A 15799-nucleotide genomic window follows, 5' to 3' on the forward strand; every position below is an offset into this window, starting at 1 on the left:
GATATGCCGAGCGTAGCCACACGGGGACAACTGGTGATGCCGGATCTGCATGAATCATGCGCAGCGGGCTTGGGCCCAGCCGGTTGGCCGCGAACTGCAGTTGCCTATTCGTGTCAGCAGCCTTGCCCCCGTCGCCAAGGAGAAGCGCCGATGACCGTCCTCTCGAACGTTGTGAGAGGCGACGCCGTGCTCCAACAGGGACCGGACGCGAGCGTCCACCTGCCTGCCGGACTAGCAACCATCTGCCTGCCGTACCGGCCCGATTCGGTGGGCACTGCCCGGCGCTTCGTGCGTGCGAGGTTGCGGGGTTGGGGGCTGGACGAGCTGGTGGACGACGCCGTCGTCATCGTCAGCGAGCTGGCCACCAACGCCGTCGAGACCTGCTGCCAGACCCGCATGCTTGTCGGCGTCCGCCGTCCAAGCGACCGGACGCTGCGCATCCTCGTCGGTGACGGTTCCCGCTCGATGCCCGTGATGGTCCAAGCCGGGCCCGACGCCACGTCCGGCCGGGGCCTGGCGATGGTCCACCGCCTCACCCACGGCCGCTGGGGCGTCACGCCCCTCCCTTTCGGCAAGGTCGTCCACGCCGACCTCCCGACGCCCGCGCCGCTCCACTCGGCTGGCTTGCCGAGTCGTTGATCCGGTCCTCGACCACCATGCCCAAGGAGGAACAGTCCAGATGACCACCGCACCATGGGGCATCACCCGCATGGGCCCGTACCCCGAGTCCAGCCCCATCCCCGCCCTCACGCCCGTCATCGACCCCGAGACGCAGGTTGCCGGGTTCATGGGCGAGCACACGGCGAATCTCGATGAATTCCGTTTGGTGTACGGCGCGTTCGACTTTGCCATCACCACCCGCGGCGACTGGTACTTCCTTGAGTGCAACCCCAACGGCCAGTGGGCGTGGCAGCCGGCCGAGACCACTGCCGCGATCGCCCGGGCCATTGCCGACCAGTTGGAGAGAGGTCCCGACTCGTGAGCACATCGGCTCAGCTGCGCGCCGCCCTGGTGGACAGCCTCACCGGGGATGACAAGATCACCGACCCGGCGTGGGAGGACGCCGCCAGAACGGTTCCCCGGGAGCTGTTCGCCGGGTCGTTCTTCGTTCCTGTTCCGGGAAGCAACCCGACTGCCTACCGTCCGGTCCACAGGGACGAGCCCGGGTGGCTGGAGCGCGTCTACGCGAACGAAACGCTGATCACCCAGCTCGACGGGCGGACCCGCCCCGAGGACGTGCACGTCGGCACCACGACCGGCACCCCGTCCTCCTCGTCCACCCTGCCGTCGCTGGTGCTGCGCATGTGGCACCAGCTCGGCGTGGAGTCCGGACACCGGGTACTGGAGATCGGCACCGGGACGGGCTACTCGACCGCCCTCGGTGCACACCGGCTCGGGGACGCCGACCTCACCAGCATCGAGTACGACCCGGTGGTGGGCGAGGCCGCCGCCACCGCCATCAAGACAGCCGGCCACTCCCCTCGGCTGATCATCGGCGACGGGCTGCTCGGCGACCCGGACGGGGACCGGTACGACCGGCTCATCGCCACCTGTTCGGTCCGCTACGTTCCGCCCCCGTGGCTGCACCAGGTGAAGCCGGGCGGTCGGATCCTGGTCACGTTGTCCGGCTGGTCCTTCGGCTTCGGTCTCGCGCTGCTGGTCGTGACCGGCCCCGGAGAGGCCACCGGCCGGTTGCTGCCCGGCTACACCAGCTTCATGATCGCCCGCCCGCACGACCGGCCACCCCGCCAAAGCCTCTCGCTGCTCCCCGGCGACGAACGCCCGACCCGGATCAACCCGGAGATCATCAGCAGCTGGACAGGCAATTGGGTGGCGCAGCTCGCGGCACCATCCGCCGAACGCATGGGAGCCGGCGGACACCAGATCCTCTCGGCGTGGCGACCGGCTCACAGGCCCGGACCATGCCCACCCCTGAAGGCGGGTGGACCGTGGTCCAGCGCGGCCCGCTCCGGCTCTGGGACCAGGTGGAGAGCGCCGTCGAAGCCTGGCAGCAGGCCGGCGAGCCGCACCAGGACGGTTTCGGGATCACCGTCTCCGGATCGGGGCAACGCGTCTGGATCGGACACGAGGACGGGCCGGGCTGGGACCTGCCGATCTGACGCGAGAACGTACGACGCGACGGCCCGGCTCCCCCGCCGAGGGGGAGCCGGGCCGTCGACGTTCGGACCGGGCGGGATCAGCCGCCGAGCTGGATACCGGCCATCCGCTTCCACTCGTACGGGCCGGTCTTCACCTTGAGGCCCAGCTCGCCCTCGAAGTCGTCGTGCAGGGTCAGTCCGGCCAGCTCCGCGGCCCGGCGGCCCACGGCGTAGCTGGGGGCCACCTGGTCGCCCCAGGCGCCGTCCGCGCCGACCACGACGATGCGGGTGGCGACGGCGCCGACGTACTCGACGACCGCGTCGGCGCTGCCCCCGTGCTGCCGGGCGAAGCTGGTGAGGTTCTTGGCGATGCGCTTGGCGCGGCGCTCGGTGCGGGCGTCCGGCGCGGCGGCGGTGGCGGTCTCTGCGCTGCTCATGTCCCGCATGCTACCCACCGGTAGTGCGGCTGGCGACGGGAGCGTCCTGTGCACCGGGACACATACTGGAGGAGTGACGTTCCAAGGCTGGCCGACCGAGGCGCTCGACTTCTACGAGCACCTGGAGGCCGACAACTCGAAGACCTTCTGGCAGGCCCACAAGGACCGCTACGAGGAAGCCGTGCGCGCCCCGATGGAGGAGCTGCTCGCCGAGCTGGAGCCGGAGTTCGGGCCGGGGAAGATCTTCCGCCCGAACCGCGACGTCCGCTTCAGCGCCGACAAGTCCCCGTACAAGACGCACATCGGCGCGCACCTGGAGAGCGGCGGCTACATCCAGCTCTCCGCCGACGGCCTGGCCTGCGGCAACGGCATGTACCAGCTCGCCCCCGACCAGCTGGAGCGCTACCGCGCCGCCGTCGCCGAGGACGTCACCGGTGCCGAGCTGGAGCGGGTGATCGCCCGGGTGGAGAAGGAAGGACCGCAGGTGTTCGGCCGGGACTCCCTCAAGTCGGCCCCGCGCGGCTACCCCAAGGACCACCCCAGGATCGAGCTGCTGCGCCACAAGGGCCTGGTGGCCTGGCAGGAGTGGGAGCCGGCGAAGTGGCTGGGCACCCGCGCCGCACACACCCGGATCAGCGGCTTCCTGCACGCCTCCCTCCCGCTGCGGGAGTGGCTGGACGGCCATGTCGGCCCCTCCGAGCTCCCGGCACGCTGACGACGCGAAGAGCCCCGGTCCACCAGGACCGGGGCTCTTCGACGTCAGACGAGTCCTACTTCACGAACGGGTCGACCGCGCAGACCACCATCAGCAGCGACAGGTAGGTGATCGACCAGTGGAACAGCCGCATCTCCTTGAGCTTCGCGCCCACGATCCCGGCCTTGGCCCGCGCGTACAGCGCGTGCGCCTCGCGCAGCCAGGCCGCGCCCAGCAGCGTCGCGGCGACCGGGTACAGCCAGCTCATGTGCCCGAGCGGCCAGACCGCCAGGGAGACCGCGACCATCACCCAGGAGTAGGCGACGACCTGCTTGCCGACCGCCACGTTGCCCTTGACGACCGGCAGCATCGGCACCCCGGCCCGCTGGTAGTCGTCGCGCACCTTCATGGACAGCACCCAGGTGTGCGGCGGCGTCCAGAAGAACACCACCAGGAACAGCATCACGGCCGCCCAGGACACCGAGTTGGTGACCGAGGACCAGCCGACCAGCACCGGCATGCAGCCGGCGATGCCGCCCCAGACGATGTTCTGCGAGGTGCGCCGCTTGAGCCCGAGCGTGTAGACGAACACGTAGAAGAGCAGCGCGCCCAGCGCCAGCCCCGCGGACAGCCAGTTGACGCCGAAGCCGAGCAGCAGCGTCGACACGACGGCGAGCACGACGCCGAACACCAGCGCCTCGCGCGGCGAGACCATCCCGGTGACGATCGGCCGCCGCTCGGTGCGGGTCATCATCGCGTCGATGTCGCGGTCGATGTACATGTTGAGGGCGTTGGCGCCGCCCGCCGAGAGGTAGCCGCCGATCACGACCTTCAGCACCAGCAGCATGTTCGGCACGCCCTGCTGCGCCAGGAACATCACCGGCACGGTGCTCATCAGCAGCAGCTCGATGATCCGCGGCTTGGTCAGTGCGACGAACGCGCCGACACGGGCCCCGATCGGCCGGTGCGCAGGAGTCGCCCCGGTGACCCCGGCGGGACGGGTTTCGACGGCGGTCACTAACACCCCAACTGAAGATGAATCCTCGCAGGCGTCCACAGGAACGAAGGGTCCCGAATCGTCCGCTCTGCGCGTACCACGACACCATAGACGCTCCATATATCCCATCCGGCTCCGGGGTCCCCCGGCGAGGCGGAACCGCACACCCCCGGGTGAACCGACTGGGTGAAGCCACGAAGCGTCTCCGGCCGCCCCCGCTAGCCCGTCCTGACCACCCCGGCGGCGGGCGGCCGCGAAACGGGAGAGCCTGGGACAAAAGCAGTCACACCGGCCTAGTGGGAATCACCATGCGGAAATCCCGGTTGTCTCAGCACGGAGGGTGAGCCCCGGCCCGGACGGTAGGCTCGCACGCAGAAGCGGGATCTACCCTCCGTGACCGGCACCACCCAGCGTCGGGACCACAGCGCCGTGGCCGACCCGGTCCCCATTCACGGGGTCACTCTTCAATACGGAAGGAGCCCTGAGACAGGGTGAGCACTGCGCCGACGAACGCATTCGAGTGGACCGATCTGGACGAGCGCACGGTTGACACCGCGCGCGTCCTCGCGATGGACGCTGTCCAGAAGGTCGGCAACGGACACCCCGGGACGGCCATGTCGCTGGCCCCGGCCGCGTACCTGATCTTCCAGCGATTCCTGCGCCACGACCCGACCGACCCGGCCTGGGTCGGCCGTGACCGCTTCGTCCTCTCCCCCGGGCACACCAGCCTGACGCTCTACACCCAGCTGTACCTGTCGGGCTACGGCCTGGAGCTGGACGACCTCAAGGCCTTCCGCGTCGCCGGCAGCCGCACCCCCGGCCACCCCGAGCACGGCCACACGGCCGGCGTGGAGACCACCACCGGCCCCCTCGGCCAGGGCATCGCCAACGCGGTCGGCATGGCGATGGCCGCCCGCTACGAGCGCGGCCTGTTCGACTCGGAGGCCCCGGCCGGCGAGTCCCCGTTCGACCACACCGTCTGGGCCATCGTCTCCGACGGCGACCTGGAGGAGGGCATCTCCGCCGAGGCGTCCTCGCTGGCCGGCCACCAGCAGCTGGGCAACCTCGTCGCCCTGTACGACGACAACCACATCTCGATCGAGGGCGACACCGAGACGGCCTTCTCCGAGGACGTCCTCAAGCGTTACGAGGCGTACGGCTGGCACGTCCAGCGGGTGGCCCCGAAGGCCAACGGCGACATCGACGTGGCCGCCCTCGCCGAGGCGCTGGCCGCGGCCAAGGCCGAGACCTCCCGCCCGTCGATGATCGCGATGCGCACGATCATCGCCTGGCCGGCCCCGGACGCCCAGAACACCGCCAAGGCGCACGGCTCCGCGCTCGGCGCCGCCGAGATCGCCGCCACCAAGAAGGTCCTGGGCTTCGACCCGGAGAAGACCTTCGAGGTCAGCGACCAGGTCATCGAGCACGCCCGCCTGGTCATCCAGCGCGGCAAGGCCGCCCGCGACGAGTGGCAGCAGTCCTTCGAGGCCTGGCGTGCCGCCGACGCGCAGCGCGCCGCCGAGTTCGACCGCATCCAGGCCGGCGAGCTGCCCGAGGGCTGGAAGAAGGCCGTCCCGTCCTTCCCGGCCGGCAAGGACGTCGCCACCCGCAAGGCCTCCGGCGACACCCTCAAGGCGCTCGGCGCGGTGATCCCGGAGCTGTGGGGCGGCTCGGCCGACCTCGCGGAGTCCAACCTCACCACCATCGACGAGGACAGCTCGTTCCTGCCCGAGGGCAACCCGCTGAAGTCGGCGAGCCCGTACGGCCGGACGATCCACTTCGGCATCCGCGAGCACGCCATGGGCTCGACCATGAACGGCATCGCCCTGCACGGCAAGACCCGCGTGTACGGCGGCACCTTCCTGGTCTTCGCCGACTACATGCGCCCGGCCGTCCGCCTGGCCGCGCTGATGAAGCTGCCGGTCACCTATGTCTGGACGCACGACTCGATCGGCCTCGGCGAGGACGGCCCGACCCACCAGCCGGTCGAGCACATGGCCTCGCTGCGCGCCATCCCGGGTCTGGCCATGGTCCGCCCGGCCGACGCCAACGAGACCGCCGTCGCCTGGCGCACCGTGATCGAGCGCCAGACCAGCCACCCCGGCCCGGTCGGCCTGGCCCTCACCCGCCAGGGCGTCCCGACCTTCGACCGCGAGGTCTTCGGCTCCGCCGAGGGCACCGCGAAGGGCGGCTACGTCCTGGCCGAGGCCTCGACCGGCGACCCGCAGGTGATCCTGCTCGGCACCGGCTCCGAGGTCCAGCTGGCCGTCAAGGCCCGCGAGGTGCTGGAGGCCGAGGGCATCGCGACCCGCGTGGTCTCGCTGCCGTCCTTCGAGTGGTTCCAGGAGCAGGACCAGGCCTACCGCGACAGCGTGCTGCCGCCGTCGGTGAAGGCCCGGGTGTCGGTCGAGGCCGGCATCGCCCAGGGCTGGCGCGAGCTGGTCGGCGACCACGGCCGGATCGTCTCGCTGGAGCACTTCGGCGCCTCCGCCGACTACAAGGTGCTGTTCGAGGAGTTCGGCATCACCGCCGAGCGCGTGGTGGCCGAGGCCCACAACGCCCTGCGCTCCCTCGAAGCCGTCAACCGCTAGCACCCAGGGCCGCGTACTCGCCCGCACGCGGGTACGCGGCCTCCTCTGACTACCCCACGAAGCAGAAGAGCAAGGGACTGAAGCACCATGACTGACGCACTGAAGCGCCTCAGCGACGAAGGCGTTGCGATCTGGCTGGACGACCTCAGCCGCAAGCGGCTGAACTCCGGCAACCTGGCCGAACTGGTGCAGAACAAGCACGTGGTGGGTGTCACCACCAACCCGACCATCTTCCAGAAGGCGATCGCCGGCAGCGGCGACGACTCCTACGACGGCCAGCTGCGTGACCTCGCCGTCCGCAAGGTCACCACCGACGAGGCGATCCGCATGATCACCACCTCGGACGTGCGGGACGCCGCCGACGTGCTGCGCCCGGTCTACGACGCCTCCAACGGCCGCGACGGCCGGGTGTCGATCGAGGTCGACCCGCGCCTGGCGCACGAGACCGCCGCCACGGTGGCCGAGGCCAAGCAGCTGTGGTGGCTGGTCGACCGCCCGAACGTCCTCATCAAGATCCCCGCCACCAAGGCCGGTCTGCCCGCGATCGCCGAGGTCATCGGCAAGGGCATCAGCGTCAACGTCACGCTGATCTTCTCGCTGGAGCGCTACAAGGCCGTCATCGACGCCTACCTGACCGGTCTGGAGTCCGCCAAGGCCAAGGGCCTGGACCTCTCCCAGATCGAGTCGGTCGCCTCCTTCTTCGTCTCCCGCGTGGACACCGAGATCGACAAGCGCCTGGACAAGATCGGCGGCGAGGCCAAGAACCTGCGCTCCAAGGCCGCGCTGGCCAACGCCCGCCTCGCCTACCAGGCGTACGAGGAGGTCTTCGGCAGCGTCGACGGCAAGACCGCCGGCAGCGCCCGCTGGGCCGCCCTGGAGGCCGCCGGCGCCAAGCCGCAGCGCCCGCTGTGGGCCTCCACCGGCGTCAAGGACCCGGCCCTGCCGGACACCCTGTACGTCACCGAGCTGGTCGCCCCCGGCACCGTCAACACCATGCCCGAGGCCACCCTGGACGCCACCGGCGACCACGGCGTGATCACCGGCAACACCATCGTCCCCAACTACGCCGACGCCAAGGCCGCGCTGGACGCGATCGCCGCCGCCGGCGTGGACTACGACGACGTGGTCCAGGTCCTGGAGGACGAGGGCGTGGAGAAGTTCGAGCAGTCCTGGAACGAGCTGCTCGACACCGTCACCGCCTCGCTCGCCTCCTTCGCCGACGAGAAGTGACCCCTGCTCACAGCCAGCGCACGAAAGCGGAGCCCATCAAGTGAGCACTGATTTCCCTGAGTTGACTTCGGAATCGGACGCGGACGACCTCCCGCCCGCCCCTGTCAACCCGCTTCGTGACCCCTCCGACCGACGGCTCCCGCGCATCGCGGGGCCGTCCGGTCTGGTCATCTTCGGGGTCACCGGAGACCTGTCCCGCAAGAAGCTGATGCCGGCCATCTACGACCTGGCCAACCGCGGTCTGCTTCCCCCGGGCTTCTCCCTCGTCGGCTTCGCCCGCCGCGAGTGGGACGACGAGGACTTCGCCAAGGAGGTCCACGACGCCGTCCGGGACCACGCCCGCACCCCGTTCCGGGAGGAGGTCTGGCAGCAGCTCGCCAAGGGCATGCGCTTCATCCACGGGACCTTCGACGACGACGAGGCCTTCGACAAGCTCCGCGAGACCATCGAGGAGCTGGACAAGGCGCAGGGCACCGGCGGCAACTTCGCCTTCTACCTGTCCGTCCCGCCGAAGTTCTTCCCGACGGTCGTCCAGCAGCTCAAGAAGCACGGCCTGGCCGACCCGCCGCAGGGCTCCTGGCGCCGCGCGGTCATCGAGAAGCCCTTCGGGCACGACCTGGAGAGCGCCCAGGAGCTCAACAAGGTCGTCCACGAGGTCTTCCCCCGGGACGAGGTCTTCCGGATCGACCACTACCTGGGCAAGGAGACGGTCCAGAACATCCTGGCGCTGCGCTTCGCCAACCAGATGTTCGAGCCGATCTGGAACCGCTCGTACGTCGACCACGTGCAGATCACCATGGCCGAGGACATCGGCATCGGCGGCCGGGCCGGCTACTACGACGGCATCGGCTCCGCCCGTGACGTGATCCAGAACCACCTGCTCCAGCTGATGGCGCTGACCGCCATCGAGGAGCCGGCGTCCTTCCACCCCAAGGCGCTGGTGGCCGAGAAGCTCAAGGTGCTCAGCGCCGTCAAGCTCCCGGCCGACCTCGGGCGGCACACCGTGCGCGGCCAGTACGCCGCCGGCTGGCAGGGCGGCGAGGAGGTCGCCGGCTACCTGGACGAGGACGGCATCGACCCCGACTCCAAGACCGACACCTACGCGGCCATCAAGCTGGAGATCAACAACCGCCGCTGGGCGGGCGTCCCGTTCTACCTGCGCACCGGCAAGCGCCTGGGCCGCCGGGTCACCGAGATCGCGGTCGTCTTCCAGCGCGCCCCGTACCTGCCCTTCGACTCCTACGCGACCGAGGAGCTGGGGCAGAACGCCCTGGTCATCCGGGTCCAGCCGGACGAGGGCGTGACGGTGCGGTTCGGCTCCAAGGTGCCGGGCACCTCCTTCGAGGTCCGGGACGTCACGATGGACTTCGCCTACGGCGAGTCCTTCACCGAGTCGAGCCCGGAGGCGTACGAGCGGCTCATCCTCGACGTGCTGCTCGGGGACGCCAACCTGTTCCCGCGCCACCAGGAGGTCGAGCTCTCCTGGCAGATCCTCGACCCGATCGAGAAGTACTGGGACACCCACGGCAAGCCCGCCCAGTACGCCTCCGGTACCTGGGGCCCCACTGAGGCGGACGAGATGCTCGCACGAGACGGCAGGAGCTGGCGTCGGCCATGAAGATCGACCTCACCAACACGACGTCCAGCAAGATCAACGCCGCGCTCATGGAGGCGCGCCGGGGCAGCGGAGCCACCGCCGCCGGCATGGTGCTCACCCTGGTGATCGTGACCGACGAGGGCAGCGCCTACGACGCCCTCAAGGCCGCCAACGACGCCTCCCGCGAGCACCCGATGCGCACCCTCGCGGTGATCAAGCGCGCCGGGCGCTCGCCGCGGGCCCGCGCCGAGACCCGGCTGGACGCCGAGATCCTGGTCGGCTCGGACGCCGGCTCCGGGGAGACGGTCGTCCTGCGCATGCACGGCGAGCTCGCCGCGCACGCCCAGTCGGTCGTCCTGCCGCTGCTGCTGCCGGACGCCCCGGTCGTGGTCTGGTGGCCGGACAACGCGCCGCTGCACCCGGCGCAGGACCCGCTGGGCTCGCTCGCCCAGCGCCGGATCACCGACGCCGTCACCGCCGAGTCCCCGGTCGGCCAGCTCGCCCAGCGGGCGCAGAGCTACACCCCGGGCGACACCGACCTGGCCTGGACGCGGATCACCGGCTGGCGCTCGATGCTGGCCGCCGCGCTGGACCAGCGGCCGTCCACGATCGTCTCCGCGGCGGTCGAGGGCGAGTCCTACAACCCCAGCGTCGAGCTGCTCGGCCTGTGGCTGACCAACCGGCTGCACGTGCCGGTCGAGCGGGTCGTCACCGGTGGCCCCGGCATCACCGCGGTGCACCTGCGCACCAAGGACGGGGACATCACCCTGGACCGTCCGGACGGCCTGATGGGCACGCTCTCCATGCCCGGCTCGCCGGACCGCCAGGTGGCGCTCAAGCGGCGCGAGACGGCGGAGCTGATCGCCGAGGAGCTGCGCCGGCTGGACCCGGACGACATCTACTCGACAGCCGTGCGCACGCCCGTCGACCGGCTGCGCGAGCCGGCCAACGCCGAGACGGCGGCGGCCGAGCGGGTCGCCCACGCGGTCTCGGTCGCCGCCGGGGAGCCGGTGGCCAACCCCGACCGGGTCACCTCCGACGCGTCGGAGAAGAAGCCCGCGAAGAAGGCCGTCGGCAAGCGCGCGGGCAAGGACGGCGCATGACCAACGCGACCCCGCAGCTGGTCGTCCACCGGGACAAGGAGCTGATGGCCCAGGCGGCCGCGGCCCGGCTGATCACCCGGATCGTGGACGCCCAGGCCGCCCGCGGCACCGCCTCGGTGGTGCTCACCGGCGGTCGCAACGGCAACGCCCTGCTCGCCGCGATCGCCGCCTCCCCGGCGCGCGACGCGGTCGACTGGGGCCGGCTGGACCTCTGGTGGGGCGACGAGCGCTTCGTGCCCGCCGCCGACCCGGACCGCAACGCCGTCCAGGCCCGCGCCGAGCTGCTGGACGCCGTCCCGCTCGACCCGGCGCGGGTGCACGAGATGCCCGCCTCGGACGGGGTGGACGGCTCGGACGTGGAGGCCGCCGCGGCCCGCTACGCCGAGGAGCTGCGGAAGGCGGCCGGGCCGGGCGACCGGCTGGGCGTCCCCGCCTTCGACGTGCTGCTGCTCGGCGTCGGCCCGGACACCCACGTCGCCTCGCTCTTCCCCGAGCACCCGGGCGTGCGGGAGACCGAGCTGACCGTGATCGGCGTGCGCGGGGCCCCCAAGCCCCCGCCGACCCGGGTCTCGCTCACCCTCCCGGCCATCCGGGCCGCCCGCGAGGTCTGGCTGCTGGCCGCCGGCGAGGACAAGGCGGGCGCGGTCGCGCTGGCCCTGTCCGGCCCCGGCGAGATCCAGGCGCCCGCCTCCGGGGCGTACGGGCGCAGCCGCACCCTGATGCTGCTGGACCGCGCCGCCGCGGAGCGGATCCCGCCGCAGCTCTACCCGCCGGCCTCGGCGTAGGGCAGGAACGCCGAAGGGCGCCACCGTCGATGACGGTGGCGCCCTTCGGCTTCCGCCGGCACGGCGCTCGCGCGGTCAGATCTCGCCGCGGAGCTTCGCCAGCGCCTCGGCCAGGATCGCCTCGCCGTCGGCGTCGGTGCGCCGCTCCCGGACGTAGGCGAGGTGCGTCTTGTACGGCTCGTTGCGCGAGGGAGCCGGCGGGTTGTGCTGGTCCTGCCCGGCCGGGAAGCCGCAGCGCGGGCAGTCCCAGGTGTCCGGGATCGCCGCCTCCGCGGCGAAGCTGGGCCGGGTCTCGTGCTTGTTGGCGCACCAGAAGGAGATCCGGTTGCGCGGGGCGGACTCGCCGCGCTCCGCCTCGCCCATCGGGCCGGCCCCAACCCTGCTGCCACGGATGGCATTGCCACTTGCCACGGTCTGACTCCCTGCGTACTGGTGCGCCGACCCGCCGCGGTGCGCGTCGGTGGCGAAAGTCGTCCTAGTGTAAGCAGGAGTTAAGCCTCCGCCACCACTGCCTGCGCCCCCGACCGTCCCAGGATAGGCGCTCGGGCGACGGGGCGTCAGGCTTGTGTCAGCTCTTGTACTTCAGCAGCAGGCTGAGCACGATGATGCTGGCGAACCAGCCCAGGCCGACCACGATGGTGATGCGGTCGAGGTTTCGCTCGGCCACCGCCGAGCCGCCGCCGGTGGACATCGCGCCACCGCCGAACATGTCCGACAGACCGCCGCCCTTCCCCTTGTGCAGCAGCACCAGGAGGATCATCAGCAGGCTGAAGATGATCAGGGCAATCGAGAACCCGAGAACCACGGCGGGACCAACTCTCTCGTATCTTCGGCGAAGGGGCCGGGCCGCGTACGGCGGTCCGGCCCCAAAGCCTACGTTGCTGCGGCGGCGTTAGCCTACTGCCTGCTCACGGTAGCGCACGATCTTGACGAACTCCTCGGCGTCCAGCGAGGCACCGCCGATCAGGCCGCCGTCGATGTCGGGCTTGGCCATCAGGCCGGCCGCGCTCGACGACTTCACCGAACCGCCGTACAGCACGCGGACCTTGTCGGCCAGCTCGGCGCTGTACAGCTCGGCGATCCGCCCGCGGATGGCGGCGCAGACCTCCTGCGCGTCCTCCGGGGTGGCCACCTCGCCGGTGCCGATCGCCCAGACCGGTTCGTAGGCGACCACGATGGACTCGGCCTGGTCGGCCGGGACGTCCGCCAGGGCGCCGTCCAGCTGGGCCAGGGTGTACTCGACGTGGGTGCCGGCCTTGCGGATCTCCAGCGGCTCGCCGATGCACAGGATCGGGGTGACCCCGGCGCGGTAGGCGGCCTTCACCTTGGCGTTGACGATCTCCTCGTTCTCGCCGTGGTACTGGCGGCGCTCCGAGTGGCCGATCACCGCGTAGGTGCACTGGAGCTTGGCCAGCATCGGGCCGGAGACCTCGCCGGTGTAGGCGCCGCCGTCGTGCCGCGAGATGTCCTGCGAGCCGTACTTGATCTTCAGCTTGTCGCCGAAGACCAGGGTCTGCACCGAGCGCAGGTCGGTGAAAGGCACCAGGACGGCGACCTCGACGGCCTCGTAGTCCTTGTCGGCCAGCGCGAAGGCCAGCTTCTGGGTGTGCTGGATGGCCTCGAGGTGGTTGAGGTTCATCTTCCAGTTGCCCGCCATGAGCGGGAGACGGTCGGTCATGCTGTCAGCCTTCCAGGGCGGCGAGACCGGGAAGGGTCTTGCCCTCCAGGTACTCGAGGCTCGCGCCACCGCCGGTCGAGATGTGTCCAAAGGCGTTCTCGTCGAAGCCCAGGATGCGGACGGCCGCGGCGGAGTCCCCGCCGCCGACCACGGTGAACGCGTCGCTGTCCACCAGGGCCTGGGCGACGGCCTTGGTGCCCTCGGCGAAGGTCGGGTGCTCGAAGACACCGACCGGGCCGTTCCAGAACACCGTCTTGGCGTCGGCCAGCTTCGAGGCGAAGAGCTCGCGGGTCTTCGGGCCGATGTCCAGGCCCTCCTTGTCGGCGGGGATCTTGTCCGCGTCGACGACCGCGAAGTCCTCCACCGGCGCGTGGGTCTTGGTGTCGGGGAAGGACGCGGAGACCGCGACGTCCACCGGCAGCACGAACTCGACGCCGTTCTGCTTCGCCCGCTCCAGGTACTCCAGGACGGTGTCGACCTGGTCCTTCTGCAGCAGCGAGATGCCGACCTCGTTGCCCAGCGCGTACAGGAAGGTGTACGCCATGCCGCCGCCGATCAGGATGCGGTCGGCCTTGCCGAGCAGGTTGTCGATCACGCCGACCTTGTCGGAGACCTTGGAACCGCCGAGCACGACCACGTACGGGCGCTCGACGTCCTCGGTGAGCTTCTTCAGCACGCCGACCTCGGTGGCGATCAGGTCGCCGACGGCGCTCGGCAGCAGGCCGGGCAGGTCGTAGACCGAGGCGTGCTTGCGGTGCACGGCGCCGAAGCCGTCACCGACGTACAGGTCGGCGAGGGCGGCCAGCTGCTCGGCGAAGGCCTTGCGCTCGGCGTCGTCCTTGCTGGTCTCGCCGGCGTTGAAGCGCAGGTTCTCCAGCAGCACGACCTCGCCGTCGGCCAGCGCGGACACGGCGGCCCGGGCGCTCTCGCCCACGGTGTCGGCGGCGAAGGCGACCGGCCGGCCGAGGACCTCGCCGAGGCGGGCGGCCACCGGCGCGAGGGAGTACTGCGGGTCCGGCTCGCCCTTGGGGCGGCCGAGGTGGGAGGCGACGACGACCTTGGCACCGCGCTCGACGAGCTTGGCGATGGTCGGGGCGACGGCGCGGATCCGGCCGTCGTCGGTGATCCGGTCGCCCGACAGCGGGACGTTCAGGTCGGCGCGCACGAACACGCGCTTGCCGGCGACTTCGAGGTCTTCGATGGTCTTCACGGGGATTCGGTTACTCCTGGGGAGATGGTCGATGCGCAGAGGCGGCACGGCGCAGGGGCCGCCTGAGAAGTCCATGAGCGCGGAACGAGGGCCCGGTCGGCATGGTGCGCCGTCCGGGCCCTCGTCCTCACATCACGTCAGCCCCCACCGCGTCAGAGCTGCCCACCGACGAGGGTGACCAGGTCGACGACGCGGTTCGAGTAGCCCCACTCGTTGTCGTACCAGCCGAGCACCTTGACCTGGTTGCCCTGGACCATGGTGAGCTGGCTGTCGAAGATGCAGGAGGCCGGGTCGTTGACGATGTCCGAGGAGACGATCGGGTCCTCGGTGTAGGCCAGGATGCCCTTGAGCGGGCCCTCCTGCGCGGCCTTCTGGAAGGCCGCGTTGACCTCGTCCTTGGTGACCTCGCGCTCGAGGGTGACGACCAGGTCGGTGATGGAGCCGGTCGGGACCGGGACGCGCAGCGAGGTGCCGTCCAGCTTGCCCTTCAGCTCCGGCAGGACCAGGGCGGTCGCCTTGGCGGCACCGGTCGAGGTCGGGATGATGTTCTGCGAGGCCGCACGAGCACGGCGCAGGTCCTTGTGCGGGAAGTCCAGGGTCACCTGGTCGTTGGTGAACGCGTGGACGGTGGTCATCAGACCCTTGACGATGCCGAAGCTCTCGTTCAGCACCTTGGCCATCGGCGCCACGCAGTTGGTGGTGCAGGAGGCGTTGGAGATGATGTCGTGCTTGGCGGCGTCGTACTTGTCGTCGTTGACGCCCAGGACGATGGTGACGTCCTCGTCGGTCGCGGGCGCCGAGATGATGACCTTCTTCGCGCCGGCGGCGAGGTGCTTCTTCGCGGCCTCGGCCTTGGTGAAGATGCCGGTGGACTCGACGACGATGTCGACGCCCAGGGCGGCCCACGGCAGGTTGGCGGGGTCACGCTCGGCGGTCACCTTGAAGGTGTGGCCGTCGACGGTGATGCTGTCCTCGGTGTGCGAGACCTCGGCCTGGAGGGTACCCAGGGTGGTGTCGTACTTGAGCAGGTGAGCCAGGGTCTTCGTGTCGGTGAGGTCGTTGACACCGACGATCTCGATGTCCGCGCCCTGGGCCTTGACCGCGCGGAAGAAGTTGCGGCCGATGCGGCCGAAGCCGTTGATGCCTACCCGGATCGTCACGAACCGATCTCCTCGTTAGGTACGCCGGGCCGGAGCCCGACGGGGGTGAGATTTGGGAAGTCCCCGACCGCCTATGACCCTACCCCTCCGGGGCCTGAAGGGGCACATCGCGCCACCTCGTGAGACGTGGCGTGGCGCACCCGAAACCCGATTTCAGGCCGTCCGCCCTTGGTCCGGCGGGCAGTTGGTCCCGGGACCATTGGTCTCTACCAATTCGG

The 15799-nt window shown here is 70.6% G+C and carries 15 protein-coding genes and 1 pseudogene; 9 read left to right on the forward strand and 7 right to left on the reverse strand.

The genetic code is table 11. From position 1 onward, the window contains the following. Window positions 1-150: 150 nt before the first annotated feature. The 3 genes and pseudogenes from ACYP53_RS01305 (at window position 151) to tgmC (ending at window position 2120) form a co-directional block, all read left to right on the forward strand. A complete protein-coding gene (locus ACYP53_RS01305) occupies window positions 151-639 on the forward strand; it encodes an ATP-binding protein (RefSeq protein ID WP_459646425.1) in 489 nt (162 codons plus the stop codon). 40 nt (window positions 640-679) lie between these two features. Continuing rightward, on the forward strand, window positions 680-982 hold the full coding sequence (gene tgmA, locus ACYP53_RS01310; protein WP_459646426.1) for a putative ATP-grasp-modified RiPP: 303 nt from the start codon (window positions 680-682) through the stop codon (window positions 980-982). Continuing rightward, window positions 979-2120: pseudogene (tgmC, locus tag ACYP53_RS01315) on the forward strand (ATP-grasp peptide maturase system methyltransferase). The gene tgmA and the pseudogene tgmC overlap by 4 nt, the downstream one beginning before the upstream one ends. A 77-nt stretch (window positions 2121-2197) precedes the next feature. Here the strand turns inward: tgmC and ACYP53_RS01320 are convergent. After that, complete coding sequence (locus tag ACYP53_RS01320; RefSeq protein ID WP_189916409.1) at window positions 2198-2536, reverse strand: hypothetical protein; 339 nt, start codon at window positions 2534-2536, stop codon at window positions 2198-2200. A 73-nt stretch (window positions 2537-2609) separates the two neighbouring features. On the opposite strand from ACYP53_RS01320, the gene ACYP53_RS01325 reads away from it, so the two are divergent. Beyond that, a complete protein-coding gene (locus ACYP53_RS01325) occupies window positions 2610-3251 on the forward strand; it encodes a DUF2461 domain-containing protein (protein ID WP_229928618.1) in 642 nt (213 codons plus the stop codon). Between the two features lie 55 nt (window positions 3252-3306). Here ACYP53_RS01325 and ACYP53_RS01330 read toward each other — a convergent pair whose 3' ends face one another. Next, the gene (locus ACYP53_RS01330; protein ID WP_189916411.1) at window positions 3307-4254 is read right to left on the reverse strand and encodes a heme o synthase; all 948 of its coding nucleotides are present in this window, start codon (window positions 4252-4254) and stop codon (window positions 3307-3309) included. Between the two features lie 464 nt (window positions 4255-4718). On the opposite strand from ACYP53_RS01330, the gene tkt reads away from it, so the two are divergent. From tkt to pgl, 5 genes are all read left to right on the forward strand, one after another. Next, window positions 4719-6818: a transketolase gene (gene tkt / locus ACYP53_RS01335; protein WP_189916412.1), complete on the forward strand. Its 2100-nt coding sequence runs from the start codon at window positions 4719-4721 to the stop codon at window positions 6816-6818. An 87-nt stretch (window positions 6819-6905) separates the two neighbouring features. Then, the gene (gene tal, locus ACYP53_RS01340) at window positions 6906-8048 is read left to right on the forward strand and encodes a transaldolase (RefSeq protein WP_189916413.1); all 1143 of its coding nucleotides are present in this window, start codon (window positions 6906-6908) and stop codon (window positions 8046-8048) included. 61 nt (window positions 8049-8109) lie between these two features. After that, window positions 8110-9666 (forward strand): glucose-6-phosphate dehydrogenase, encoded by a 1557-nt coding sequence (gene zwf / locus ACYP53_RS01345; RefSeq protein ID WP_189916414.1) that lies wholly within the window; start codon window positions 8110-8112, stop codon window positions 9664-9666. Beyond that, entirely contained in the window at window positions 9663-10748 is a 1086-nt protein-coding gene (gene opcA, locus ACYP53_RS01350; RefSeq protein WP_189916415.1) for a glucose-6-phosphate dehydrogenase assembly protein OpcA, read from the forward strand. Before zwf ends, opcA begins: the two co-directional genes overlap by 4 nt. Then, a complete protein-coding gene (gene pgl, locus ACYP53_RS01355) occupies window positions 10745-11533 on the forward strand; it encodes a 6-phosphogluconolactonase (RefSeq protein ID WP_189916416.1) in 789 nt (262 codons plus the stop codon). The genes opcA and pgl overlap by 4 nt, the downstream gene beginning before the upstream one ends. A gap of 75 nt (window positions 11534-11608) precedes the next feature. On the opposite strand, the gene ACYP53_RS01360 is transcribed toward pgl, so the two are convergent. From ACYP53_RS01360 to gap, 5 genes are all read right to left on the reverse strand, one after another. After that, window positions 11609-11896: an RNA polymerase-binding protein RbpA gene (locus ACYP53_RS01360; protein WP_030238413.1), complete on the reverse strand. Its 288-nt coding sequence runs from the start codon at window positions 11894-11896 to the stop codon at window positions 11609-11611. Between the two features lie 205 nt (window positions 11897-12101). Then, entirely contained in the window at window positions 12102-12338 is a 237-nt protein-coding gene (secG, locus tag ACYP53_RS01365; protein WP_189916417.1) for a preprotein translocase subunit SecG, read from the reverse strand. Between the two features lie 87 nt (window positions 12339-12425). Then, entirely contained in the window at window positions 12426-13211 is a 786-nt protein-coding gene (tpiA, locus tag ACYP53_RS01370; protein WP_189916418.1) for a triose-phosphate isomerase, read from the reverse strand. Between the two features lie 4 nt (window positions 13212-13215). Next, window positions 13216-14421, reverse strand: coding sequence for a phosphoglycerate kinase (locus tag ACYP53_RS01375; RefSeq protein WP_189916419.1), 1206 nt, complete (start codon window positions 14419-14421; stop codon window positions 13216-13218). A gap of 152 nt (window positions 14422-14573) precedes the next feature. Next, the gene (gap, locus tag ACYP53_RS01380; RefSeq protein WP_189916420.1) at window positions 14574-15581 is read right to left on the reverse strand and encodes a type I glyceraldehyde-3-phosphate dehydrogenase; all 1008 of its coding nucleotides are present in this window, start codon (window positions 15579-15581) and stop codon (window positions 14574-14576) included. Window positions 15582-15799: the final 218 nt, after the last annotated feature.

The sequence above is a fragment of the Kitasatospora sp. Ki12 genome (assembly GCF_054601375.1).